Source organism: Ralstonia sp. SET104 (assembly GCF_003851545.1).
In the GTDB taxonomy this organism is placed as follows: domain Bacteria; phylum Pseudomonadota; class Gammaproteobacteria; order Burkholderiales; family Burkholderiaceae; genus Ralstonia.
This window is the reverse complement of the sequence record NZ_BHVX01000008.1, coordinates 157,723-182,414: the sequence shown is the minus strand read 5'-3', so window position 1 is coordinate 182,414 and position 24,692 is coordinate 157,723. Positions and strand designations below refer to the sequence as shown.

At 65.4% G+C, this 24,692-nt stretch carries 21 protein-coding genes and 1 tRNA gene; 15 read left to right on the top strand and 7 right to left on the bottom strand.

Annotated features, from left to right (window positions below; translation table 11 throughout):
- Nucleotides 1-230: 230 nt before the first annotated feature.
- The 3 genes from PSUB009319_RS12800 to PSUB009319_RS12790 form a co-directional block, all read right to left on the bottom strand.
- On the bottom strand, nt 231-611 hold the full coding sequence (locus PSUB009319_RS12800; protein WP_124382602.1) for a thioredoxin family protein: 381 nt from the start codon (nt 609-611) through the stop codon (nt 231-233).
- Between the two features lie 62 nt (nt 612-673).
- On the bottom strand, nt 674-1,882 hold the full coding sequence (gene dprA, locus PSUB009319_RS12795; protein ID WP_124382601.1) for a DNA-processing protein DprA: 1,209 nt from the start codon (nt 1,880-1,882) through the stop codon (nt 674-676).
- A gap of 61 nt (nt 1,883-1,943) precedes the next feature.
- Entirely contained in the window at nt 1,944-3,131 is a 1,188-nt protein-coding gene (locus PSUB009319_RS12790; protein ID WP_124382668.1) for a LysM peptidoglycan-binding domain-containing protein, read from the bottom strand.
- 252 nt (nt 3,132-3,383) lie between these two features.
- Here PSUB009319_RS12790 and def point away from each other — a divergent pair, with 252 nt between their 5' ends.
- The 15 genes from def (at nt 3,384) to PSUB009319_RS12715 (ending at nt 19,161) form a co-directional block, all read left to right on the top strand.
- Nucleotides 3,384-3,899 (top strand): peptide deformylase, encoded by a 516-nt coding sequence (def, locus tag PSUB009319_RS12785; protein WP_124382600.1) that lies wholly within the window; start codon nt 3,384-3,386, stop codon nt 3,897-3,899.
- A 10-nt stretch (nt 3,900-3,909) separates the two neighbouring features.
- On the top strand, nt 3,910-5,928 hold the full coding sequence (locus PSUB009319_RS12780) for a glycosyltransferase family 39 protein (protein ID WP_124382599.1): 2,019 nt from the start codon (nt 3,910-3,912) through the stop codon (nt 5,926-5,928).
- Between the two features lie 56 nt (nt 5,929-5,984).
- Entirely contained in the window at nt 5,985-6,971 is a 987-nt protein-coding gene (fmt, locus tag PSUB009319_RS12775; RefSeq protein ID WP_124382598.1) for a methionyl-tRNA formyltransferase, read from the top strand.
- Between the two features lie 47 nt (nt 6,972-7,018).
- Nucleotides 7,019-7,684 carry a LysE family translocator gene (locus tag PSUB009319_RS12770; RefSeq protein WP_124382597.1) on the top strand — a complete coding sequence of 222 codons (666 nt, stop codon included), beginning with the start codon at nt 7,019-7,021 and terminating at the stop codon, nt 7,682-7,684.
- Between the two features lie 120 nt (nt 7,685-7,804).
- Entirely contained in the window at nt 7,805-8,665 is an 861-nt protein-coding gene (gene htpX, locus PSUB009319_RS12765; protein WP_124382596.1) for a zinc metalloprotease HtpX, read from the top strand.
- Between the two features lie 124 nt (nt 8,666-8,789).
- Complete coding sequence (rsmB, locus tag PSUB009319_RS12760) at nt 8,790-10,133, top strand: 16S rRNA (cytosine(967)-C(5))-methyltransferase RsmB (RefSeq protein WP_124382595.1); 1,344 nt, start codon at nt 8,790-8,792, stop codon at nt 10,131-10,133.
- Between the two features lie 13 nt (nt 10,134-10,146).
- Nucleotides 10,147-10,911, top strand: a complete 765-nt coding sequence (locus PSUB009319_RS12755; RefSeq protein ID WP_124382594.1) for a DUF4390 domain-containing protein — start codon at nt 10,147-10,149, stop codon at nt 10,909-10,911.
- Nucleotides 10,908-13,379: a PAS domain-containing sensor histidine kinase gene (locus PSUB009319_RS12750; RefSeq protein WP_124382593.1), complete on the top strand. Its 2,472-nt coding sequence runs from the start codon at nt 10,908-10,910 to the stop codon at nt 13,377-13,379. Before PSUB009319_RS12755 ends, PSUB009319_RS12750 begins: the two co-directional genes overlap by 4 nt.
- Before the next feature lie 36 nt (nt 13,380-13,415).
- Nucleotides 13,416-14,129: a response regulator gene (locus PSUB009319_RS12745; RefSeq protein ID WP_124382592.1), complete on the top strand. Its 714-nt coding sequence runs from the start codon at nt 13,416-13,418 to the stop codon at nt 14,127-14,129.
- 68 nt (nt 14,130-14,197) lie between these two features.
- Nucleotides 14,198-14,273: transfer RNA gene (locus PSUB009319_RS12740), tRNA-Phe, on the top strand.
- A 287-nt stretch (nt 14,274-14,560) separates the two neighbouring features.
- Nucleotides 14,561-14,866 carry a hypothetical protein gene (locus tag PSUB009319_RS12735; protein WP_124382591.1) on the top strand — a complete coding sequence of 102 codons (306 nt, stop codon included), beginning with the start codon at nt 14,561-14,563 and terminating at the stop codon, nt 14,864-14,866.
- Nucleotides 14,867-15,051: 185 nt separating this feature from the next.
- Nucleotides 15,052-15,960: a MurR/RpiR family transcriptional regulator gene (locus PSUB009319_RS12730; protein ID WP_124382590.1), complete on the top strand. Its 909-nt coding sequence runs from the start codon at nt 15,052-15,054 to the stop codon at nt 15,958-15,960.
- 15 nt (nt 15,961-15,975) lie between these two features.
- Nucleotides 15,976-17,331, top strand: coding sequence for an aspartate aminotransferase family protein (locus PSUB009319_RS12725; RefSeq protein ID WP_124382589.1), 1,356 nt, complete (start codon nt 15,976-15,978; stop codon nt 17,329-17,331).
- A complete protein-coding gene (locus tag PSUB009319_RS12720) occupies nt 17,325-18,161 on the top strand; it encodes a 3-keto-5-aminohexanoate cleavage protein (RefSeq protein ID WP_124382588.1) in 837 nt (278 codons plus the stop codon). Before PSUB009319_RS12725 ends, PSUB009319_RS12720 begins: the two co-directional genes overlap by 7 nt.
- Nucleotides 18,162-18,255: 94 nt before the next feature.
- Entirely contained in the window at nt 18,256-19,161 is a 906-nt protein-coding gene (locus PSUB009319_RS12715) for a transporter substrate-binding domain-containing protein (protein ID WP_124382587.1), read from the top strand.
- Between the two features lie 22 nt (nt 19,162-19,183).
- Here PSUB009319_RS12715 and PSUB009319_RS12710 read toward each other — a convergent pair whose 3' ends face one another.
- The 4 genes from PSUB009319_RS12710 to PSUB009319_RS12695 form a co-directional block, all read right to left on the bottom strand.
- The gene (locus PSUB009319_RS12710; RefSeq protein WP_124382586.1) at nt 19,184-20,470 is read right to left on the bottom strand and encodes a multifunctional CCA addition/repair protein; all 1,287 of its coding nucleotides are present in this window, start codon (nt 20,468-20,470) and stop codon (nt 19,184-19,186) included.
- Nucleotides 20,467-21,168: a glutathione S-transferase family protein gene (locus tag PSUB009319_RS12705; RefSeq protein WP_124382585.1), complete on the bottom strand. Its 702-nt coding sequence runs from the start codon at nt 21,166-21,168 to the stop codon at nt 20,467-20,469. The genes PSUB009319_RS12710 and PSUB009319_RS12705 overlap by 4 nt, the downstream gene beginning before the upstream one ends.
- A 227-nt stretch (nt 21,169-21,395) precedes the next feature.
- Complete coding sequence (locus tag PSUB009319_RS12700; protein WP_124382584.1) at nt 21,396-22,400, bottom strand: complex I NDUFA9 subunit family protein; 1,005 nt, start codon at nt 22,398-22,400, stop codon at nt 21,396-21,398.
- Nucleotides 22,401-22,595: 195 nt separating this feature from the next.
- A complete protein-coding gene (locus PSUB009319_RS12695) occupies nt 22,596-24,557 on the bottom strand; it encodes a lytic transglycosylase domain-containing protein (RefSeq protein ID WP_124382583.1) in 1,962 nt (653 codons plus the stop codon).
- Nucleotides 24,558-24,692 lie beyond the last annotated feature (135 nt).

The window sequence follows — 24,692 nt, the reverse complement described above, 5'->3', positions numbered from 1 at the left end:
TCCTGGCGATCGCAAGTGATCGGTAAAAAGGGGCGCTTATTTATAGCGACCGTTCGCGTGGTTTTTGTAGAGTCTTATGGCAACGCCTGCCGACTTCAAGTGCCGCGGGCGCCCGTCAGAGCGCACATCGGAGCAGTGCGCCCAAAATTTGGCCGCCAATCATAAGCGCGGTTCCTTTTCAGGCGCAATAGAGTGGCGCATGCATCGCATGGCATTGTCAAGGCCTGCGATCACGCCGATTCCAGCAGCCAGCCTCGCAAGTCCGGGGCTGCGACCACTGCGGTAGTGGCGCTCAGATCACGCGAAAGCAATCCATCAACAACGCCCGCGTGCGGCAAGACTGGGCCGAAAAACAACACATCGCTCCCACGCTGCACCAGCAGGGTCGGGAAGTTTTCAACGTCGAAATCGCCCAGCGCATCGGCATGGTCTTCCACATCGACCCAGACAAAGCAGCATTCCGGATGCCGTGCCGCCAACTCCGTGAAGGTCGTGCGATAGCTGCGGCATGTGCCACACCATTCCGCGCACAGGCACGCGACCAGCAGTTGCCCGGCGCGGATGCGCGCATGCAGCATGGCGGCGTCGATGTTGGGCGAGAACAGGGGCATGAAAAACTGGACTGAGCGATCTGCTGGGTGACGAACGGATCGCGCCTATTGTAGTCACGCTTTCACGGAAGCCGCAGGAAGCGCCCGCCTGGCTGCCGCTCGACGCGGCCGTCCAGTTCCAACGCAAGGAGCTGCGCGGACAGCGCGGCAGCCGCTTGGCCCGTACGCTCACACAAGGTGTCCAGATCGACCGGATCAAAACCGAGCGCATCGAGCAACGTGGTTTCGGCAGCGCCAGGCGCGGGCCGATCGGCAAGGGCAGGCGCGGCGGAAGCTCCCTCCGCCATGGCCGCCCGCGTCGCACGTCTGGCCGGCGCGGCGGCGCGCCCCCAGCCGAGTTCGTCAAGGATATCGGCGGCGGTTTCCACCAGCTTGGCACCTTGCTTGATCAGCAGATGGCAGCCCTTGGCCAGTGGCGAATGGATCGACCCGGGTATCGCAAACACGTCGCGCCCCTGTTCGGCGGCCAGCCGCGCTGTGATGAGCGAGCCTGATTGCGCAGCCGCCTCCACCACCAGCAGCCCGCGCGCCAAACCCGAGATCACGCGATTGCGGCGCGGGAAGTTCTCAGCGCGCGCCCCCATGCCCAGCGGGTATTCGGAGACGATCACGCCCGCCTCGGCAATGCGATGCGCCAGCGCCCGGTTGCGCGCCGGGTAAACAATATCGAGCCCCGTACCGACGACGGCTATCGTGCTGCCGGGCCCGGCCAGCGCACCATCATGCGCAGCCGCGTCAATGCCAAGTGCCAGACCTGACACGATCGTCACGCTCGCCGCCGACAGCGCCTGGGAAAACGCCCGCGCATTGTCGATGCCGGCCGCCGTGGCGCTACGTGCGCCCACCACGCCCACCGCTGCCGCGCGCAACAAGGAGGCGTTGCCCTTGGTATACAGCAGGGTCGGTGGGTCTGGCAGTTCAAGCAGGCGGGGTGGATAGCCGCGGTCGGCCAGGGTGAAGACGGCGTTGCCCGGCTCGTTTACCCAAGCGACAGTGCGCTCGATAAGCGCCGCAAGCGCTGCGTCTGGCTCGGCGAGCACCGCGCGCGCCTGCCGCTCCGGCAGCACCTTGGTGAGGGATGCGTACGACTGGGCGAAGATGTCTTGCGGCAACCCGAAGGCCGTCAACAACTGCCGCGCTGCGACAGGCCCGACACCGGGCGTTTCAGTCAGACGCAGCCACGCGGCCAGTTCGGCCGGGTCGCGCGTGCAGGAGAGGGAATCGGTGGAGTCGGTCGCAGCGGGCGCCGCGACCTGGGATGCATCGGTCAAATCAAGGCGTGCGGGTAGCGCGTAGTTCAGGGGCGCGCAAGGCGTGCGGGTAGCGCGTAGTTCAGGGGCGCGGCGACATCGGGTTGCTGACGCTGTCGCCCACTTCCACAGTATTGGAGGCGTCCGTCACCAGCGCATAGGCCACGTGCGGGAACACGCGGAACACGAAGGCCAGACCGTAACGCTCTTCCGGCAACTGCACGGTCTCGTTGCCGGCAGTCGCGTCTTTCACGGCCACCCCAGCGCGCGCCAGCGACAGCACATGCCCCGGCTCAAGCCCCTGCTGGCTGCCGATGTTCAGCACGACCACTTGGTCGGTGCCGCCAAAGCGCACGCCACCCGTTACCTTGGCAATCACGCCATGCACATCGCCTTCGGGCGCATGCGGCACATAGCGCACCGGCACGCGAGGCGGCAGCGGCATCAGTTGCGAGCCGACGCCCATTTCCTCCTTGGACGACAGCACTTCCATCTTGGTCACCGCCTGCGGGCCGGTTGCCGCGCGCACCACGCGCAGCGTGCCCAGGAAGTCCGCTTCATAACCGAGCACGCTGCCGGTCATCGGATCCTTGAGCGGCCGCACCGGGCGATATGCCTGCCATTCGGCGCCAGCCCGGCCGCTTTCGCCAGCCGGCAGGCCGCGGGCGTAGGCATTTTCGCCCTTGCCCAGATAAACGCGGCCCTCGGGCAGCGAGAAGATGCGCGCCGGCGTGGCCAGCGTTTCTTCATCCACCACGATCGGCTGCGTCAGGAACGGTTCGATGGCGGCGGCGGGGATGCTGGAGATGGCATCACCATCCTGCCCCGACACACGGGTGTGCGGCGACAGGCGCACCGTGCTGCCATCCGCCGAGGCGGGTGAGGTCGACAGCCAAGCGCGGCCGTTGGCGTGATGGAGATACAGAATCTGGCCCGGATAGATCAGGTGCGGATTGCGGATCTGCTGGCGGTTCATGCCCCACAGCTCCGGCCAGCGATACGGCCGCTTGAGATACTTGCCCGAGATTGCCCACAGCGTATCGCCACGGCGCACGGTGTACTGCGCCGGCGCGCTGGTGGACAGTTCGGACTCGGGAATACCCGCTTGGGCAGCGGTCGCGGCCTGGGCTTGTTGTGCCGGCGTCACAGTACGCTCGACGGCGTGCGCGGCGCCCACGCAGAAAAGCACTGCCGCGGCAACCGCCGACAGGGCGCAAACGTAAGACTGGCGCGCTTTCATGGCAGATTGCATGGCGGGCTGAGAGAGCATCGGTGTGTTACGATGGCGCATTATTCTATGAAGAATCGGCGAGTGGTCCGCGTGCCTGTTCGACGCCTCACCGCCGCAGCTGTACGCGGTTTTGCGCTGCAGCAAGAGGGGTATGGCATCCAACATTCGTCAGGCTTTTTCCTAAGCCATGTGGCGGATAGCGCCCCCGATTCTGCATGACATTCCAAGCGATCGCAATTGAAGGCAACCCCTCGTTAGCGTGGCCTTCTGCAACCGTTGTTGCCAAGCATCATGGCCCTACTGAATATCCTGCAATACCCTGATCCGCGGCTGCATAAAGTCGCCAAACCGGTCGCTGTTGTGGATGACCGCATCCGCAAACTGGTGGCCGACATGGCCGAGACCATGTACGAGGCGCCGGGCGTTGGCCTGGCCGCCACGCAGGTCGACGTGCATGAGCGCGTGATCACCATCGACGTGTCGGAGTCTCGCGACGAACTGCGCGTGTTCATCAACCCCGAGATCATCTGGGCAAGTGACGCGCACAAGGTCTGGGACGAAGGCTGCCTGTCGGTGCCCGATATCTATGACAAGGTGGAACGGCCGGCCCGCGTGCGCGTGCGCGCACTCAACGAAAAGGGCGAAACCTTCGAGCTGGAGGCCGACGACCTGCTGGCGGTGTGCATCCAGCACGAGATGGATCATCTGATGGGCAAGGTGTTTGTCGAATACCTCTCGCCGCTCAAGCAGACGCGCATCCGCTCCAAGCTCAAGAAGCATCAGCGCGACACGGCGCCCCAGCGTTGAACGCGTTTTCATGCCTGCCGACGCCGACGCGCACCCCATCCCGCTGATGTCGATCACTCCCGCTGACGCAGGCACGAACGCCGGCCCGCGCCGTCTGTTGGCGCTGCTGGTGCGGCGCTGGCGGGCTGTTGTCATGCTGATGCTGTGCGCGTATTTCGTCGCCGGCACGTTCTGGCGCGCACCGTGGAAGGCCGACGAGCCGTATTCGTTCGGCATCGTTATCAACATCATCGAGCGCGGCGACTGGATCGTCCCCAATGTCGCCTTCGAGCCGTTCGTTGAAAAACCCCCGCTGATGTACTGGACCGGGGCGCTGGCCGCGCTGGCGCTACCCGACATGCCGCCGCACGAAGCGGTGCGCGTGGCCGTGCTGTTCTGGATGGCGCTGACGTGCTGGGCGGTCTGGCGTACGGCGCGCCTGCTGCGCGGCGAAGCGCGCGACTGGCGCATGCGCGTCGGCGCCGACCTCGCGCGCGGACGGCCCGGGCTGACGCTCGCGGCACGCCGCGCCGCCAGTCTCGACGCTGGCGGTGCCACGCTGCGCGACTATGCGCTAGGCGCACTGCTGCTGTTTGCCGGCTGCATCGGGCTGGTGGAGCACGTCCACAAGTTCATTGCCGACGTCCCCCAGTTGGCCGGCACGGCGATGGCGCTGTATGGCCTCGCGCGCTTCGCCAAAGAGAGCGAAGCCGGCGGCACCGCAGGCGTTGACGTGCTGCGCCCCGCGCTGTGGTTCGGCACGGGCATCGGTGTGGCATTCCTGGGCAAGGGCGTACTGGTGCCGGGGCTGTTCGCGCTCACCCTGCTGGCGGCAATTGCGCTGCTGCCGGATTTCCGCAACCGCCAGGCGTGGCGCTTCTATAGCCTCTCGCTGCTGGTGGCGCTGCCATGGCTGGTGGTCTGGCCGGCCATCTTCTGGCACGAATCGCCGGATTTGTTCATCGAATGGCTCTGGGTCAACAACCTGGGCCGCTTCTTCGGCTTCTCGCACCTGGGCGGCGAGAAGGGATCGCTGGCAACAACCATCCGGTCAATCTTCCTGACCGGCACGCCTGCCGTGTGGCCGGCGGTGGCGGTGCTGGGCGTGTCGCTCTACAAACTCGTGCGGCAACGCGGACGCGGCGCGCGCACGGCGTGGCTGCTGCCGTATCAGGGGCACCTTGTCGTTGCGTTGTTCGTGCTGGTGACGATTGCCGTAGTGCTGCGTTCGGCCGTGCTGCGCGATGTGTATCTCATGCCGCTGCAGCCCGCGCTGGCGGTACTGGGTGCGCCAATGCTGCTGCTGATTCCGCCCGCATGGCGCGCGCGCGCATGGGGCGCGGCGGTGGCGCTGTTTGGCGTGCTGGGGCTGGTGGTCTGGGCCGTATGGGGCGCGCTCGTTACCAGTGCCGGGCAGTTGCTGCCGGGCTGGCTTGCCAAGATGCTGGGCCGCGTGTTGCCGTTGCCGTATGACATGCTGATTCACCCGGTCGCCGTATTGGCGGCAGGGAGCATCACCGTGCTCTGGGCGATCTGCGTATGGCTGCGGCCGGCGCGTTCGGGCGTGGTGGCGTGGACGGCAGGCCTGGGCATGGTGTGGGGCCTGCTCGGCACCCTGCTGATGCCATGGGTGGATGACGCCCGCAGCTACCGCCCGTTGTTCCAGGCGATCAAGCCGGTGCTCGAATCGGCGCAGATCTGCGTGGCCACGCGCGGCATGGGCGAAAGCGAGCGCGCGCTGATGCACTACGAAACCGGCGTACGCCCCGTCAAATGGCTGCTGGGCCACAGCGGCGCGGGCGACGACCACCGCCCCAACCCGACCGCGCGCACCTGCGATCTGATGCTGGTGCTCGAAAAACGGCCGGAACACGCCCGACGCCGTCCGCACGGCAACAACTGGGAAATGGTGTGGCGTGGCAGCCGCCCCGGCGATACCAACGAAACCTTCTCGCTGTTCCAGCGGCGCGGCAATGGCGTGTCCGAGGCGCTGCCATCGCCCGAGCCGATCATGCCGCTGACCGACACCCCGCATCGCAGCCGCCGTTAAGCCCGATGCGCTACGCTGTCGTGTAGCGCGTCTTCCCTTGTTTTGGTTTCCCATCCATGACGTCCACCCTTCGCGTAGCGTTTGCCGGCACGCCTGAATTTGCGCAGATCGCCCTGGCGGCGATTCATCAAGCCGGCTTTCCCGTCGTTGCCGTACTGAGCCAGCCGGATCGCCCGGCCGGGCGTGGCATGCAATTGCAGGCGAGCCCCGTCAAGCAGTACGCAATGACACACGGGTTCGGACCGATCATTCAGCCGCCGTCGCTGCGCCGCACGGGCAAGTATCCGCAAGAAGCCGCCGAAGCCATTGATACGCTGGCCGCCCAGCGCCCCGACGTGATGGTCGTAGCCGCCTACGGCCTGATCCTGCCACAGGAAGTGCTCGACCTGCCGCGCTTTGGCTGCATCAATATCCACGCCTCGCTGCTGCCGCGCTGGCGTGGCGCTGCCCCCATCCACCGAGCCATTGAAGCGGGTGACGCCGAATCGGGCATCACGCTCATGCAGATGGATGCAGGCCTCGATACCGGCGACATGGTTGCCATGGAGCGCGTGCCCATCGGCCTGACCGACACGACTGGCACGCTGCACGACACGCTGGCCGCGCTTGGCGGGCGCATGGTGGTGGAAGCGCTCACCAAGCTGGCGGCGCAAGACAGCAAGCTGCCCGCCACGCCGCAGCCGGCCGAAGGCATCACCTACGCCGAGAAGATCGCCAAGGACGAGGCGGTACTCGACTGGTCGCGCCAGTCCGCCGCCCTGCTGCGCCAGGTGCATGCGTTCAATCCATTTCCGGGGGCATGCGCTACGCTCGATGGCGTGGCGATCAAGTTCTGGCAAGCGCAAGCGCTGGCCGACCGCCCGGCGGGCGCCGAACCCGGCACGGTGCTCGCCGCCAACGCCGATGGCGTCACCATCGCCTGCGGTGCTGGCGCGCTGCGTGTGACCCAGTTACAGAAGCCAGGCGGCAAACGCCTGCCTGCGCGCGAATTCCTGCAGGGCCTGGCCGTCCAGCCCGGCCAGCGCTTCGCCTCGCGCGGCTGACTAAAGCGATCTCGACATCCAACATCTATATAGAAGAGGGTTTCACCATGACCGCGCTGGGCATCGTCAATCTGCCGCTCTTCATGCTGGCCGTGTTCCTGCTGAATGTGACGCCAGGGCCGGATACGGCGTACATCGTTGGGCGCAGCGTCTCGCAGGGGCGCGCGGCTGGGTTGCTGTCTGCGCTGGGCGTGTCGGCCGGTTGCTGCGTACACGTGCTGGCGGTGGCCTTCGGGCTGACGGCCCTGCTGGCGGCATCCACCGTGGCGTTCACGGTCATCAAGGTGGTGGGCGCGGCCTACCTGGTCTATCTGGGCGGCCGCATGCTGCTGGCGCCACCCGAGCGCGACGATGCTGCCGATGACGCCGAAACCGCCGGGCAGACCGCCGCCGCCAAACGACCGCGCCCGCTCAAATCGCTGTTTATGCAGGGTTTTCTCACCAACGTGCTGAACCCGAAGGTGGTGCTGTTCTTCCTGTCGTTCTTCCCGCAGTTCGTCGATCCGCACGCCAGTCACAAGGCGGTGGCGTTCCTGATGCTGGGCGCGGTGTTCATCCTCATGTCGACGGTGTGGAACAGCCTGGTGGCGTGGGTCGCCGCCAGCGTCACGCGCAGCGTGGCGGGCAAACCGGGCATCAAGCGCTGGCTCGATCGTGTGGTCGGCACGGCGTTCATTGGGCTGGGTGCGCGGCTGGCGTTCGCCACCCGTTGATGGGTCAAGCGTTATCTGCGGCGAAATATCGCGCAAGTACCGCCCAAATCCTTGAATTTCCGCCGATTATCGCGATCTAAGAGACTCGCAAAACCCTAGACCCACAGGAGCCACGCCCCCATGTTCAACTGGATCAAGACCTTCATGCTGATGGCAGCGATTACCGCGCTGTTCATTGTCATCGGCGGCATGATCGGCGGACGCAGCGGGATGATGCTGGCGCTGCTGTTCGCGCTGGGCATGAATGTCTTCTCATACTGGTTCTCCGACAAGATGGTCCTGCGCATGTACAACGCGCAGGAAGTCAACGAGAGCAGCGCGCCGCAGTTCTACCGGATGGTGCAGGAGCTTGCCGGCCGCGCCGGCCTGCCGATGCCACGCGTCTACCTGATCCAGGAAGACCAGCCCAACGCCTTCGCCACCGGCCGCAACCCGGAACACGCTGCAGTTGCGGCCACCACCGGCATCCTCAACATCCTCTCGGAGCGCGAATTGCGTGGCGTGATGGCGCACGAGTTGGCGCACGTGCAGCACCGCGACATCCTGATCTCCACGATCTCGGCCACCATGGCCGGTGCGATCTCGGCGCTGGCCAACTTTGCAGTGTTCTTCGGCGGGCGCGACAGCGAAGGCCGTCCGGCCAACCCGATCGCCGGGATCGCGGTAGCGATCCTTGCACCACTGGCTGCAGCGATGATTCAGATGGCGATTTCCCGCGCGCGTGAGTTTGAGGCCGACCGAGGTGGCGCCACGATCAGCGGCGACCCGCAGGCATTGGCGTCCGCGCTGGACAAGATCCATCGCCACGCCGCGGGCATCCCGTTTGCCGCGGCCGAGGCCCACCCGGCCACCGCACAGATGATGATCATGAACCCGCTGCACGGCGGCGGTCTGGCCAACCTGTTCAGCACGCACCCGGCCACGGAAGAGCGCATCGCGCGCCTAATGCAGATGGCGCAGACCGGCCAGTATCCGTCGTAAAAGCGGCGGCCGTCGATTGGGCCGATTGGGTCAATTGGGCGCTTCCTTTATACTTTCGCAGTCCGCACGAGCCCGCCCACCGCGGGCTCGTTGCTTTTCCTCTGCCTGATTCCCTGCTGCTCCGATGCGCCTGCCGCCCGATTCCCTCGCCCACGCCTTGTCGCTTGCTGCCGTTGCGCTGGGCAAGCTGCGGCAGGGCACGGCATTGCCTCAGGCCATTGATGCCGTCTGCCAGGGGCAACCGGCCCCCGTGCGCGGCGCCGTGCAGGATCTCGCCTACCGCGCCACGCGCTGGTTGGGCAGCACCGACTGGCTGATCCGCACGCTGATTCCGCGCCCGCCCGCCGAAGGCGCCGCCAACCTGCTGCGCGTCGCACTCGCACAATTGCTGGACGACCCGCTGCCGTACGCATCCTTCACCGTGGTCGACCAGACCGTAAGTGCCGCCTCGGCCGACCCGAAGCTTTCGCACAGCAAGGGCATGGTCAACGGTGTGCTGCGGTGCTTCCTGCGCGAGCAGGGCGAACTCCTCGCAAGCATGCAGTCCGATGCGGTGGCCACCACCAACTATCCGGCCTGGTGGATCGACGCCGTCCGCAGTGCATATCCCGACACATGGCAGGCCATCCTGGCCGCTGGCAACCGCCGCCCGCCGATGGTGCTGCGCGTGAACCCACGCCGCATTGCCGTCGATGCGTACCTCACACGCCTGGCTGAAGCCGGCATCGACGCCAAGCGCATCGGCGAACAGGCCGTGCGCCTTGCACGCGCCGTCCCCGTTTCCGAGCTACCGGGTTTTGCCGAGGGCGATGTCTCCGTGCAGGACGCCGGTGCGCAACTGGCTGCAACGCTGCTCGATGTGGCGCCCGGCCAGCGCGTGCTCGATGCCTGCGCCGCGCCCGGCGGCAAGACCGGCCATCTGCTGGAGTTGGCTGACGGCCTGAATGTGACGGCGCTTGAATCGGATGCCGTGCGCGCGGTGCGTATCAACGAGAACCTTGCGCGCCTGAACCAGACCGCCACCATCTGCGTGGGCGACGCAGCCAAACCCGACGCCTGGTGGGACGGCCGCCCGTTTGATCGCATCCTGGCCGATGTGCCATGCTCGGCCGCCGGTATCGTGCGGCGCCATCCGGACATCCGCTGGCTGCGCCGCCAGGACGACCTCAAAGCGCTGGCTGCGCTGCAGCGGGACATCGTGCGCGCCCTCTGGGCATGCCTGAAGCCCGGAGGCAAGTTGGTTTATGTCACCTGTTCGATTTTCCCGACGGAAGGTGAAGACCAGGCCCGATGGTTTGAACGCCATCTGGAAGATGCGATACGATTGCAAGCGCCCGGCCAGCTGCTGCCCGAGTTGTCGCCCGTTGCGCCCGACGCGGCGCCGGCCAGCGGCTTCATCCCCGGCACCTCGCTCTTGCCGCTCGATCACGACGGCTTCTTTTACGCGGTTTTCCAGAAACGGCCCTGATGCACCGACCGTTGTGACTGTCATCCTTCGCCCATCGATCCGGCTGCTGCAATCGCGGTTCCGGCAGATTCTGCAACGGCTGGTCGTATTGGGCATGCTGTTCCTGTGGTGGCCGGTCATGGCGCCCGCTCAGTCCATCGAAATCAACCGCGCTCAGCTCGAGTATGCCGACGGCGGCTGGAACCTCTCCGCCGATTTTGATTTCGATCTGCCCAGCAACCTCGAAGATGCGGTCAACAAGGGCATCGCGCTCTACTTCCTCGTCGAGTTCGAGTTGATCCGCCCACGCTGGTATTGGTTTGACGACCACGCCATCAGCGCCACGCGCGTGGTGCGGCTGTCGTACCACCCGCTCACGCGCCAGTACCGCGTGTCGACCGGGGGCCTTCAAGTCCCGTTCTCGCGGCTGAAAGATGCCGTCGACTTCATGCAGCACGTACGTGGCTGGCGCGTGTTCGAGCAGCGCGCCGTCAAGACCGGCGAAACCGTGCAGGCCGAAGTGCGCATGCGCCTGGACGTCACGCAGTTGCCCAAGCCGTTCCAGATCAACGCCGTCAACACGCGCGACTGGAATCTCAGTTCCGAGTGGAAACACTTCAGCCTGCAGGTGCCGAACGAGCCGCCGCCGGCTCCGGCGCCCGCCCCTGCTGCGCCGCCGGCCAGCACGCCGGCATCTTCGCCACCGGCATCCGGCTCATTGGGCCTGTCGCCCAATCCGGGCTGGGGCATGAGCGCTGGCCCCTCCAGCGCAGGCTCGCTGCTGGCGCCCGCCAAATGATCTTCGATCGCAGCTACAAACGGCTGCTCTATCAGGTGGTGGCTGGCACCATTGTCTTTCTGGCGATCGTGCTGGTGGGGCTGCTGGCCGCGGCATCAGCCAACACCGAGTTCTTCGACCGGTATTTCACGCTGCTCTACAAGGTCAATCTCGTCATCGGGGTGCTGCTGGTAGTGATCATCGGCGGGCTGATGCTGGCGCTGGCGCTGCGTGCGCGGCGCGGCAAGTTCGGCACACGGCTGATGACCAAGCTGGCGGTGTTCTTTGGCGTGGTGGGCGTGCTGCCGGGGGTGCTGATCTATCTGGTGTCGCTGCAGTTTGTATCGCGCAGCATCGAGTCGTGGTTCGACGTAAAGGTCGAATCTGCGCTGGAGGCCGGCCTGAACCTGGGGCGCTCCACCATGGACACCGCGCTGGCCGATCTGCAGAACAAGGGCAGATTGATCGCCGAGCAGGTAGGCGATGGATCCGCCTCGGCCACAGCCATCACGCTCAACCGCTTGCGCGAGCAATTCGGCGTGCAAGAGGCCACCATCTTCACCGCCAGCGGCCGCGTGATCGCCACCGCGTCGAACACCTACGACACGCTCGTGCCCGCCCTGCCCGATCAGGCCGTGCTCGAGCAGGCGCGCGCACCGGGCGGCTATGCCAGCCTGGAAGGCGGCGGCGATACCGAAACCGATGGCGCCTCCACGCCGGCCGCATCGGCGCCTGCTGCGCGCAACAACGGCCGCCGCAGCGATCTGTACCAACTGCACGTGGTGGTGGCGCTGGGCACCTCATCCCGCGAAGAGCCAGGCCTGGGGCTGAACACGCCGGCGCGCAAATGGGCCGGCACCGGCCTGCTCGCCGATCGTCGGCCGGAAGATGGCAGCAGCACCTCGCGCGGCTTCGGCCTGATCGGCGACAGCGGCCGCGACGAACGCTTCCTGCAGCTCGTGCAACCGGTGCCGCAGGCGCTCGCCCGCAATGCCGACGCTGTCCAGCGCGCCTATCAGGAATACCAGGAGAAAGCGCTCGGCCGCACCGGCTTGCGCAAGATGTACATCGGCACGCTCACGCTCACGCTGTTCCTGGCGGTGTTCATTGCCGTGATGCTCGCGCTGCTGCTGGGCGCGCAGCTGGCACGGCCGCTGCTGATGCTGCTCCAAGGCACGCGCGAAGTGGCTGAGGGTGATCTCTCGCCCAAGCGGGAACTGCATACGCGTGACGAACTGGGTGTGCTCACCCAGCAGTTCAACCAGATGACGCGCCAGTTGGCCGATGCGCGCCGCGCCGTGGAGCAGAACCGCGCGGCACTCGAGCAATCGAAAGCCTATCTTGAGAGCGTGCTGACAAACCTGACCGCAGGCGTGTTCGTGTTCGACCATCGCTTCGTGCTGCTGACCGCTAATCCCGGTGCCGAGCGCATCTTCAAACAGCCCTTCGGCGCGTGGGTCGGCCAGGGGCTGTCCAGCATTACACCGGTGGCGGCGTTCGCCCCCGTCGTCGAACAGGCCTTTGCCGAGCAGGATGCGAGCACTGCTGCCGGCGGCGCGGTAGCCCACTGGCAGAAACAGGTCGAGATTCCGCTCGAAGACGAAGACGAACCCCTCACGCTGCTGGTGCGCGGCACGCGCCTGCCCGGCCCGTCGGTCGGCGCGCACGGCACCGAGCGCGGCTACGTCGTGGTGTTCGACGATATTTCGGACGTCATCTCGGCGCAGCGCTCGGTGGCGTGGGGCGAGGTCGCGCGGCGCCTCGCGCACGAGATCAAAAATCCGCTCACGCCCATCCAGCTCTCCGCCGAACGGCTGGAGATGAAGCTCTCGCCCAAGCTGTCGGATACGGACGCCGATGTGCTGCGGCGCGGCGCCACCACCATCGTCAACCAGGTGGCTGCGATGAAGCGCATGGTCGATGACTTCCGCGATTACGCCCGCACGCCGCCGGCCATGCTGCAGGAGCTGGACCTCAACGCGCTCGCCGCCGAGGTGCTGCACCTGTACGGCATCGATCACCCCGACCGTCGCGATCATCCTGTCATCGAGGCCAAGCTGGGCGCCAATCTGCCGCTCATCAAGGGTGACCCGACACAGTTGCGCCAGGTCATCCACAACCTGCTGCAGAACGCACAGGATGCTGTGGCCGAGAATGAAGCGGCCGGGCGAGCCGCTCCACATGTCATGTTGCAAACTGACACGGTAGAATACGACGACGCCTCGGGCGCGCGGCGGCAAGCCGTGCGGCTTGCGATCGCGGATAACGGCGGCGGATTTCCCTCCCGCATCCTCAACCGCGCTTTCGAGCCGTACGTCACGACCAAAGCCAAAGGCACAGGATTGGGCTTGGCCATGGTGAAGAAAATCATGGATGAGCACGGGGCGCGTATCGAATTGCGCAACCGCCAATCCGACACAACATCGGGCACATCGGGTACCGACACCGTCGGCGCCCAGGTTTCCATACTGTTCGTAAAACTCGCGTAGCGCGGACGGCAATCCCGCCGCACATAGAGGAAAAGCATGGCCACCATCCTCGTTGTCGACGACGAAATGGGTATCCGGGAGTTGCTCTCCGAAATCCTCGGAGACGAAGGGCACGTTGTTGAAGTCGCCGAGAACGCGCAACGCGCGCGCGAATATCGCGCGAACGCAATGCCCGACCTCGTCCTGCTCGATATCTGGATGCCGGATACCGACGGTGTGACGCTGCTCAAGGAGTGGGCGTCACAGGGTCTGTTGACCATGCCCGTCATCATGATGTCGGGCCACGCCACCATCGACACCGCCGTCGAGGCAACCAAAATCGGCGCGCTGAATTTCCTTGAGAAGCCCATCGCACTGCAAAAGCTGCTGACAGCGGTGGAACAGGGCCTGTCGCGCAGCAAGGAAAAGCCGCGCTCGGTGGCACCGGCTGCCGCACCAGCGGCAGGTCTCGCAGGCGCCGCGCCTAACGCCGCAGCAGCAGGTGCACCAGCCGCGCTCGGTGGCGCTGACATCAACGGCGTACCAACCCGGGCAGCCGAAGGCGGCGGCATGCAGTTCTCGTTCGACATGCCGCTGCGCGAAGCACGCGATCTGTTCGAGCGCGCCTACTTCGAATACCACCTGCAGCGCGAGGGGGGCAGCATGACCCGCGTGGCCGAAAAGACCGGCCTGGAGCGTACCCACCTGTATCGCAAGCTCAAGCAATTGGGCGTCGAACTCTCGCGCAACAAGGGCGAGCCGGCCGCCTGATCATCAAAAGTGCGCACAGACGCTTGACGGCAGTGCGCAAACCCTGTCATACTTGCCTTTCTTTGCTTGGCCCGGTAGCTCAGTTGGTAGAGCAGCGGATTGAAAATCCGCGTGTCGGTGGTTCGATTCCGCCCCAGGCCACCAAAATTCTTCGCCCTTCAAGATCAATCGATTTTGCAGGGCAACAAAAAAGACCTCCTCGCGAGGTCTTTTTTCATTTCTGCGCCGCACTTCGCACGCGCCCGCCATCTCCTTGTTTGCCGCGCCAGTCGCCAATCTGCGGCGCAGTGTCGCAGTCACAAAAAATGCATCCAAGCCTCTTGACGCAGCGCAGCTCAGGGTATACCTAGCGGCGCAAACTGCGCCAAACTGTCGCAGGTCTCGGTATAGTGACTCAACGCTATCAGGCGGCAAGCACAAGGAGATTCTCCATGGCACTCGTTGGCACCGGTCACCACCACTTTCATTTCCACGCTTTCGACGGCATCGGCCGCAAGACGCGGTTGACGTGGTTGCGCAACGCCGCGGCGCTGACGTGTTTGATGGCCCTCATCGCGGCCATGTGGGTTGGCGGCAATCTGTCGGCACTGATGCATACGCCGCTCATGAGCGGGATTTCATCGCTGGGCGCAGTCATGATTCTGGCCTGCACGTGCATGGCGTTGAGCCTGCTCGGCCTGATCGCTGCCGGGTTCTTCCAGTTCCGCATGGAACAGCTGGACGCGCCAGCAACCTGATATACATACGCCACATCTACATCTGATCAACGGAGGCTTCGGCCTCCGTTTTTGTTTGCCCGCCACGGCCGCATTCCTCTTGGATGGGGCCGTTTTGCTTGCGCACAGCGCCGGGTGAATTCGCTATTGACTCAACTGTTTCAGTTAAGTAGTTTACGAAACAATTGAATCATCGCAATCACCTCATGACGTTCGATGGGCTTATGCAGACGCTGCGCGACCGCGCCGGCGATCTGTCTCCGCAATTGCAGCGCGCCGCCATGTTGCTTGAAACGCACCAGAGCGACATCGCTTTGCTCTCCATGCGCGATCTGGCGCGCCGCTGCGACCTGCCCCCGGCTACGTTCTCGCGCCTGGCACGCGCGCTCGGCTTTGACGACTTTGCCGCACTGCGCGACATCTGCGTGAATCACCTGCGCCAGCAGGCTGATGGCTTTGCCGGCCGCGCCAGCGCGCTACAGGGCGACGAGGCTGCGGGGACGTCCGACGCCGAACGCATCGGCATTGCCATTGGCGCGCATGTGCAGTCGGCGTTTTCGCCCGCCAACCTGGCGGCATTGGACACGGTGGCCGCAGCGCTGTGCAAGGCGCACCGTATTTATCTGCTCGGCGCGCGCAGTTGCCTGGCGCTCACGCACGCGTTCGGCTATGCCGCGCAATTGTTCGACGACAAGGTCGTGCTGTGCGCTGGCAGCGGCAACACGCTGGCCGACCCGCTGCGCTTTTGTGGTGAAGGCGACATCGTGGTCGCCGTCACGTTCGATCCGTACACGCGCGAGGTTATCGAGGCGATGCAGTACGCGCATGCACGTGGCGCACGCCTCGTCTATGTGACCGACAGCGCCATCGCCCCCGGCGCTGAACTGGCGTGGCAGCAACTCGTTGCGCCGGTGACGATCCCATCATTCTTCCATTCGCTGGCCGCACCACTGGCGCTGCTCGACGCGCTCCTGATGACGTGGTTCCGCCACGCCGGCCCGGCGGCGCTGGCCCACTTGGCCGACAGCGATGCCCAACTCAAGCAACAAGCCGCCTACGTGCGCAGCACCCGCCGCAGTGAAGCGGCCGTCGCCGTGCCACCTACACAACGCTGATCCTCCCGACCAACCATGACGCCACCCACGACATCCGTCTTCCACCGCGACCCGCGCAAGACACTGCCCACCGCTGTCAGCGGTGCCGGCATGACCCTCATTGACGCCGACGGCAAGCGCTACCTCGATGCCTGCGGCGGTGCCGCCGTCTCGTGCCTGGGCCACGGCCACCCGCGCGTGGTAGACGCCATCTGCAAGCAGGTGCGTGCACTAGCCTATGCGCACACGTCGTTCTTCACGACCGATGTGGCGGAAGAACTGGCTGCACGCCTGACCGCTGCTGCGCCGGGCGATCTGGATCATGTGTACTTCGTCAGCGGCGGTTCGGAAGCGATCGAAGCGGCGCTGAAGCTCGCGCGCCAATACTTCGTCGAAATCGGCCAGCCGCAGCGCCACTACTTCATCGCGCGTCGTCAGAGCTATCACGGCAACACCCTGGGCGCCCTGGCGATTGGCGGCAACGCGTGGCGCCGTGAGCCCTTCCTGCCGCTGCTGGTGCCCGCGCATCATGTATCGCCGTGCTATGCGTATCGCGAGCGCCTGGATGGCGAGAGCGACGCGCAATACGTGCAGCGCCTGGCCGACGAGCTGGACGCGAAGATCGTCGAGCTTGGCGCAGACAACGTCGCCGCCTTCGTGGCCGAGACGGTGGTGGGCGCCACAGCGGGTGCGGTGCCGCCGGTGGGCGACTACTTCCGCAAGATCCGCGCGGTGTGCGATCGCCACGGCGTGCTGTTGCTGCTCGATGAGGTGATGTCCGGCATGGGCCGCACCGGCCACCTGTTCGCCTGCGAGGAAGACGGCGTGGTGCCCGACCTGATCGCCATCGCCAAGGGGTTGGGCGGCGGATATCAGCCGATCGGCGCGACGCTGGTGAGCCATCGCATCTACGACGCCATCACGCGCGGCAGCGGCTTCTTCCAGCATGGCCACACCTATATCGGTCACGCCACGGCATGCGCGGCGGCACTGGAAGTGCAGAAGGTGATTGCCGAAGAAAACCTGCTCGCCAACGTACAGGCGCGTGGCGAACAACTGCGTACCGCGCTGCGTGCGCGCTTTACCGACCATGCGTACGTGGGCGATGTGCGCGGACGCGGGCTGTTCGTCGGCGTGGAACTGGTCGCCGATCGCGCGACCAAGGCGCCGCTGCCCCCCGCACGCAAGACGCACGCACGTGTGAAGACCGAAGCCATGCTGCGCGGCCTGATGGTCTATCCGATGGGCGGCACGATCGATGGCCAGCGCGGCGACCACATCCTGCTCGCGCCGCCGTTCATCGCCACCGCACAAGACATTGATGCCATCGTCGAGCGCCTGGGCGATGCTGTTGACGCCGCCACGGCCGACGCACTGGAGGCCGCGTGGTAACGCAACCCATTGCCATCGCTGTTGCGCCCAATGGCGCGCGCAAGACGCACGCTGACCACCCCGCGCTGCCAATCACGCCCAATGAACTGGCCGCCTGCGCGCGCCAATGCGTTGACGCGGGTGCGGCGATGCTGCACCTGCATGTACGCCGCCCCGATGGCACGCACAGCCTGGAGCCGGACGATTACCGCCCGGCCATCACCGCCGTGCAGCAAGCCGTGGGCGATGCGCTGGTGATTCAGATCACCACCGAGGCCGTCGGCATCTACACGCCCGAACAACAGATGGCATCGGTGCGCGCGCTGCAGCCGGAGGCGATCTCCGCCGCGTTGCGCGAGCTGGCACCCGATGCGGCGCACGAGGCGCAAGCCGCGCGCTTCTTCGGCGAGCTTGCTGCGGCGCGCACGGCCATCCAATACATCCTCTATTCCGCCGACGACGTGGTGCGCTACCGCGACCTGCGCGCACGCGGTGTGTTGCCTGACACGCCGCACTGGGTTCTGTTTGTGCTCGGCCGCTACAGCGCCGGCCAGCGCTCCGATCCGTCCGACCTGCTGCCCTTCCTGCAAGCGTGGTCCGATGGCGGCGAGCTGACGGCCAGCGTGCCCTGGGCGATGTGCGCGTTCGGCCCGCGTGAAGCCGAATGCGCGCTCAGCGCCGCGCTACTCGGTGGCCATGCGCGCCTGGGGTTCGAGAACAACATGGCCCTGCCCGACGGCAGCACCGCGCCCGACAACGCAGCGCTCGTCACCAACCTGCGGCGGCATCTCGACGCGCTGCATCGGCCACTGGCCAGCGCCGCAGATTTGCGTAGCTGGTTCCACCGCTAGGTTGACCACTCAGCGCTCCACACTCATCACCACGAAGCCAAAGCACAGACGGCCGCAACACAACAGGCCGCGCACCACAACCATAGGAGGAAGTATGCGTTTGACCACCCGCTGTATCCGATCCATCCCGCTGGCGCTGACCGGCCTGCTCGCGATCAGCGCGCACGCGCAGGCCCTCGACGGCACGCTCAAGAAAATCCAGGACAGCAACACGATCCTCATCGGCGTGCGCGAATCGTCGATCCCGTTCTCGTACCGCGACAGCAAGAATCAGATCATCGGTTTCTCGGCCGACCTGTGCTCGCGCGTGATCGACGCGGTCAAGCAGAAGACCGGCAAACCCAACCTGCAGATTCAGCAGATTCCGGTGACATCGCAAAACCGGACGTCGCTGGTACAGAACGGCTCGGTGGACCTGGAGTGCGGCGTGACCACGCACCTGAAGTCACGCGAGCAGCAGACGGCGTTCTCCACCACCTTCTTCATTGCGGGCACGCGCCTGCTGACCGGCGTGAAATCGGGCGTGAAAGATTTCCCCGATCTCGCTGGCAAGTCGGTCATCACCAACGCTGGCACCACGTCGGAACGCATCCTGCGCAAGATGAACGACGAGAAGAAGATGAACATGAACGTCGTCAGCGGCAAGGACTACGGTGAATCGTTCCTCACGCTGCAAAGCGGCCGCGTCGCGGCGTTCATGATGGACGACGTGCTGCTGGCTGGCGCGCGCACCCTGGCGCAGAAGCCCGACGACTGGGTCGTGACCGGCACGCCGCAGTCGTTCGAGGCCTACGGCTTCATGCTGCGCCGTGACGATCCGCAGTTCAAGAAGCTGGTTGACGACACGATGATCGGCGTGATGAAGAGCGGCGAGATCAAGACGCTCTACGCCAAGTGGTTCGAAAAGCCGGTGCCGCCCAAGAACCTGAACTTCAACTTCCCGATGAACGATCAGTTGAAGGCGCTGTACGCCAACCCGAGCGATACGCCGTTCGAGTAAGCCAGTCCGAGTCCAGGCCGGCTTAGATGCCGGCGTGCGCGACAGCCTCGATGCGGGCCTGATGCACGGCTTGTTTGATGTGTGCCGGGTTCTCGGCATAGCGTTTGGCGACCGCGCCCGCATCGATCGACGAGGCGGCCGCCAGCGCGCGCAGCAGGCGCTCCGTTTGCGGATAAGCGCGGTCTTCAAACCCGAGGCGCCCACGCGCATCAGCCTCGCACGCCTGCAGCGCCTGACGGAAACGATCGGGCTTGCGCAGCGCATCGCAGCGTTCGAGCAAGCGCACCAGTGCAGCGGCGTCAAAGCCATCGCAGCGGTGGATATTGCCGTGCTCGCGCGCGACCACGAGCGCCAGTTCGCGGCAGTCGGTCGGCACGCGCAGGCGCAGACAGATCGCTTCGATCATCGGCACGCTGCGTTGTTCATGGCCGATGTGGCGCGGCAGAACCTCTTCGGGCGTGGTGCCCTTGCCAAGGTCGTGCACCAGCGCGGCAAAGCGCACGGGCAACGATGCTCCCATTGCGGCAGCCGTTTCGATCACCATCATCGTGTGCACGCCGGTGTCGACTTCGGGGTGATAATCGGCCCGCTGCGGTACGCCCCACAGGCGGTCGAGTTCGGGCAGCAGGCGCACCAGTGCGCCGCAGTCGCGCAGCACGGCAAACATGCGCTGCGGGTGCGCCTCCATCAGCCCGCGGGCGATTTCCTGCCACATACGCTCGGCCACCAGCGCATCGACCTCACCGGCCTGCACCATGCGCTGCATCAGCGTGTTGGTTTCGGGCGCGACATGAAAGTCTGCAAAGCGCGCGGCAAAGCGCGCCAGGCGCAGGATGCGCACCGGGTCTTCCATGAACGCGTCGGACACATGCCGGAACGTGCGCGATGCGACATCGGCCTGTCCGCCATATGGATCGATGACGGGTCCGACCAGCGCGCCGTCTTCCGCCACGCGCTGCGCCATCGCGTTGATGGTCAGGTCGCGGCGGATGAGGTCGTCTTCGAGCGTGACGTCGGGCGCGTAATAGACCGAGAAACCCTTGTAGCCGGCAGCCGTCTTGCGTTCGGTACGCGCGAGTGCATATTCGGCACGCGTGACCGGGTGCAGAAAGACCGGGAAGTCTTTGCCAACGGCACGAAAGCCGCGCGCTTCCATGCCTTCCGGCGTGGCACCGACCACGACGTAATCCCGGTCCTGCACCGGCAGCCCGAGCAGCGCATCACGAATGGCGCCACCCACGGCATACACTTCCAGCCCGTGCGTGGCCGGATCGACAATGGCCTCAGCCTTCGCTGCGCGTTCCGTCATTGATTGGCGGCATGGTCGGTAACAACAAGCGTGTCTTCGTCCGGCGCGGTGCGATAGGGCTCATCGTCGGCGAGGAAGTCGTGCTCGGCGCGTGCACCGTCAATCCACTCCTGCATGGCGGGCAGGTTGAGGATGTGATCGGCGTAGGCCTTGGCAACTTCGGGCAGACGCACGCCATAGGTGGCGAAGCGGCTGACCACCGGCGCGTAGAACGCATCGGCCACCGTGAAGTGGCCAAACAGGAACGGGCCCGCCGACGCGTACTTCTGGCGCAACTCGGTCCACATGCCGGCAATGCGGTCGATGTCACGCTGCACAGCCACGTTCCAGCCCATGCCGGGCAGCACGGCTGTCACGTTCATGGGCATGTTGTTGCGCAGGTTGCCGAAACCGGAGTGCATTTCAGCGCAGATCGAGCGGGCGTGTGCGCGGCTCTTCGGGTCTGCCGGCCACAGTTGCGCGCGCGGAAAGCGCTCGGCCAGCGTCTCGCAGATGGCGAGCGAATCCCACACGTTCATGTCACCGTCCACCAGCACAGGCACGCGGCCGGCCGGGGAATGGCGCGCCACGTCGGCCGCAAAGGTCTCGCTCAGCAAGCGCACGCGAATCTCTTCGAACGGAATGCCGGCCTGCTTGGCCAGCAGCCACGGGCGTAGCGACCACGACGAATAGTTCTTGTTGCCGATGACCAGTTTCATGATTCCCGTCCTTGGAGAGTGCACAGCAATTGTGTTGTGGGAGCCCGCCTGCATCGCGCAGGAATGCCGGGGCGCTCTAGTCTTGTTGTATCGGAAGCGGCGGGCGGCAGCGCGAAGGCGAGCGAATCATTCTAGCCTCGCGCTGCACCGCCACAAAATGAAACGGATTGGCCACCGTTGTGAAGCTGATTCACAAACGGCGTGAACGCTCCGGGTTTCCGTAGCCGCTAGCGATGGACCCGCGTCCGTGCAGCACGCAATCCGCGGTCCGGCCCTAGGCCAGCCAGCGCGGGCAGCATCACCGCCTCCATGCCAAGCGGGCGGATACCCAGTTCCGGTGCGACCGGCTCCATGCTGACGTTGTCCACGCGCATGGAGTCGAGGTTGTCCCGCGAAATGGGCGCACCCGGCAAACGCTCCAGCAACGCTGCCTGCATGCGGCCCAGACCTTCGGGCAGCGGCACGATCCAGCGCGGATGGCCGCTGGCACGCCCAGCAAAGCGCATCAGCTCCGCCAGGGTGTAGATGCGCGGCCCGACCAGCGGATAGGCGTGCCGGATCGTGGCCGGCTTCTTGAGTGCGTTGATGAATGCGGCGGCCACGTCGTCCACATAGACGGGCTGGAAGCGCGCATCGGCACACGCCAGTGGCACGAACGGCGCCATGCGCTGCATGCTTGCAAACAGATTCAGGAAATGATCCTGCGGGCCGAACACGACCGACGGGCGAAACACGGTCCAGTCCAGTTCGCTGTTCATGACGACGCGTTCGCCGTCGCCCTTGCTGCGCAGGTACATCGACGGGCCGGCGGGATCAGCGCCCAGAGCGCTCATGTGCAGCAGCCGGTTCACGCCGTGGCGCCGGCAGGCGGCAACGATACGGCGCGGCAGATCGACATGCACACGCTGGAAGTTCGGGCCGTACGGCATCTCGCGCGCATCCTGCAACACGCCGACGAGGTTGATGACGGCGCAGTGCTCGCCGCCGCGCTCGGTGAGCGCCAGGAACAGCGCGTCGAGGGCATCGTCAGCGTAAATGTCGGCGTCCATCACATCCACGCGTGGCAGCAGCGTGAGATTGTGCGCGCGGGACGATTCAGGATCGCGTGTGGGCACGATCACCCGGCCCTCCGGAAGGCCGGGTGCGGAGAAGGTCTCCGTCACCAGCCGCGACAGCAGCTGCGAACCGATAAAACCGGTACCGCCAAAAACAAGCAGATTGGAGGGCTGCATGGAGGCATCTCCAGGACGGGTGGGGGGCAACACTCACAATATATCCCGAACGTGATCGCCCCCAAGGGGCGTCGACACGCCATGCTGCCGGTGTATCGAAGTCCGCACTGTTGTGATTCGACAGGCGCATGCGCCCATGAGAAACGCCCGCGTTGCAGCGGGCGTATTGTGGGACGAGGCGATGACGCTCGTCTCTTACGGCAGATCGTCCGGCGTCACCGGCTCCGGCCCGACCTTGCCCAGGCGATCCTTCAGCGATTGCGGACGACCGCTGAGCAGCGCGCTGTAGTACGTCGCGTTCGACAGCACGTTTTTCACATACGTGCGCGTCTCGTTGAACGGAATCGTCTCGGCGAAGATCGCGCCTTCCACAGGGCGCGTGAGCGTCGAGCGCCAGCGCTTCGGCCGGCCCGGGCCGGCGTTGTAGCCGGCGGTAGCCAAGGTCATGGAGCTATCGAGATCGGTCAGGATCATCGACAGGTAGCTCGTGCCGAGCAGTACGTTGGTATCGATGTCGCTCATCTGCGAGGGGCGGAAACCCGGTAGGCCGATCTTCTTGGCCACGCGCTTGGCGGTTTCCGGCATCACCTGCATCAGGCCCGACGCCCCCACCGATGAACGCGCGTCCATGATGAAGCGCGACTCCTGACGGATCAGACCGTACGCCCAGGCAATGTCCAGGCCCACGGCATCGGCATTGCGCTGGACCACATTAAGGAACGGTGTCGGGAAGCGAAGTGAGAAGTCATGCTCGGTCTTGGTCTTGTCGGCCGAATTGACAGCGCGGTCGAGCAAGCCGAGCTTGCGGCCGTATTCTGCCGCCGCAATCAGCTCGCGGTCGCTCATGTTGCGCAGCTCCCAGTTCCACTCGCGGTTGCCCTCAAAACGCAGGTTCAGGTCGTACAGCTTCTTGGCGCGCGCGAAGCCTGGGTGGTTGCGTCCCATCGGGTCGATCTCGGCATCCGTCACCGTGGTCTTGGCCGGCACGGTGATGCGCTGGCCCAGATCCTCCAGCGCCAGTTGGCCGTAGAAGTTGAACTGCCCGGCGATCGACTGGAACTGCTGCTTGGCCTCGTCGTTACGGTTGTCGGCCTTGAGCGCGCGGCCGTACCAGTATGTCCAGGCCGGATCGCGGCTGCGCAGTGTCGGGCGCATGGCCTCGATGGCCTGGCGCACCATCTTCCAGTCACCCGCGCGCAGGGCGGTGCGCACGCGCCATTCCTGCGAATCGTCCGAGAGATAGGCATCGCCGCCGAGCGTCATCTGGCGGCGGTAGGCATCCAGCGCATCGGGCGTCTGCTTCTTGGCCGCGTACTGGCCGATCACGCCCCAGCCCGCACCTTGCTCTTCGCGCGACAAGCCGCCGCTTTGCGCCAGCAGATACGCCGTCGCCTGCGATGGGTCATTGCGCGCCATGCGCGTCACGTTGGCCGGCGTGTCGTTGTCTACACGGTCGCCCTCGGGCAGCACGGCCGCAATGCGCGATGCCTGCGTAACGAGGTTCTGCTCCAGCGACAGCCGCGCGGCAAAAGCCACGTCCGCCCGGGTGAACTGCTGCGATTGCGCGAGGTAACCGATCAGGTCGATACAGCCTTCGCCATAGCCCTTCGGATCGAGCAGCGTGGCGCGTGCATCGGCAACCACGTTCTGCCCCTTCATCGCGCGCGAGAGCAGGGCGTAGCACTCGACTTGCGTGTCGTCCTTCAGCACGAAGTTGGGGTACTCCGCATCGAAGGTGGCCCAGTCGCGCTTCTTGCCGAGCACGAGCAGCCAGTCGTTGCGCAAACGGTCGGCAATCGCTTCGCCCTTGTAGCGTTGCAGGAACGCGCGGATATCGTCTTCCGGTGCATCCGTGCGCGCATAGCCGCTGGCATCAAACAGCTGCGGCTTGATGCGGAAATACTGCACATAAGACTGGATGGGGTAATCGGAGAGGCTGTCGGCCAACTCCCAACTGCGCGCAACATCGTTGCGGCGCGCCGCATTGCGCAGCTCAACAAACGCATCGTCCGGATTGGCCGGAATGCCTTGCGGCGCCTGGCGTTTGGCGGCCACCGCCAGCGAAATGGGACTCAGCGGGCCCACCACGCTCATGCCCACCATGCCCGCAAAAGCCAGCGCTACCGCGCGATATACTGCCTTGGCCTTCAATGTCATCTCCTGCCCCATCCGATCATCACTGTTAGGTCCCGAATTATCCCATGTCAGCCTTAGCGCCAATTCACGATCCTGCCGCGCGCCCCGATCTTGGCACTGCGATGCTCGCCCTACTGCACGTGTACGGCTGCGTGC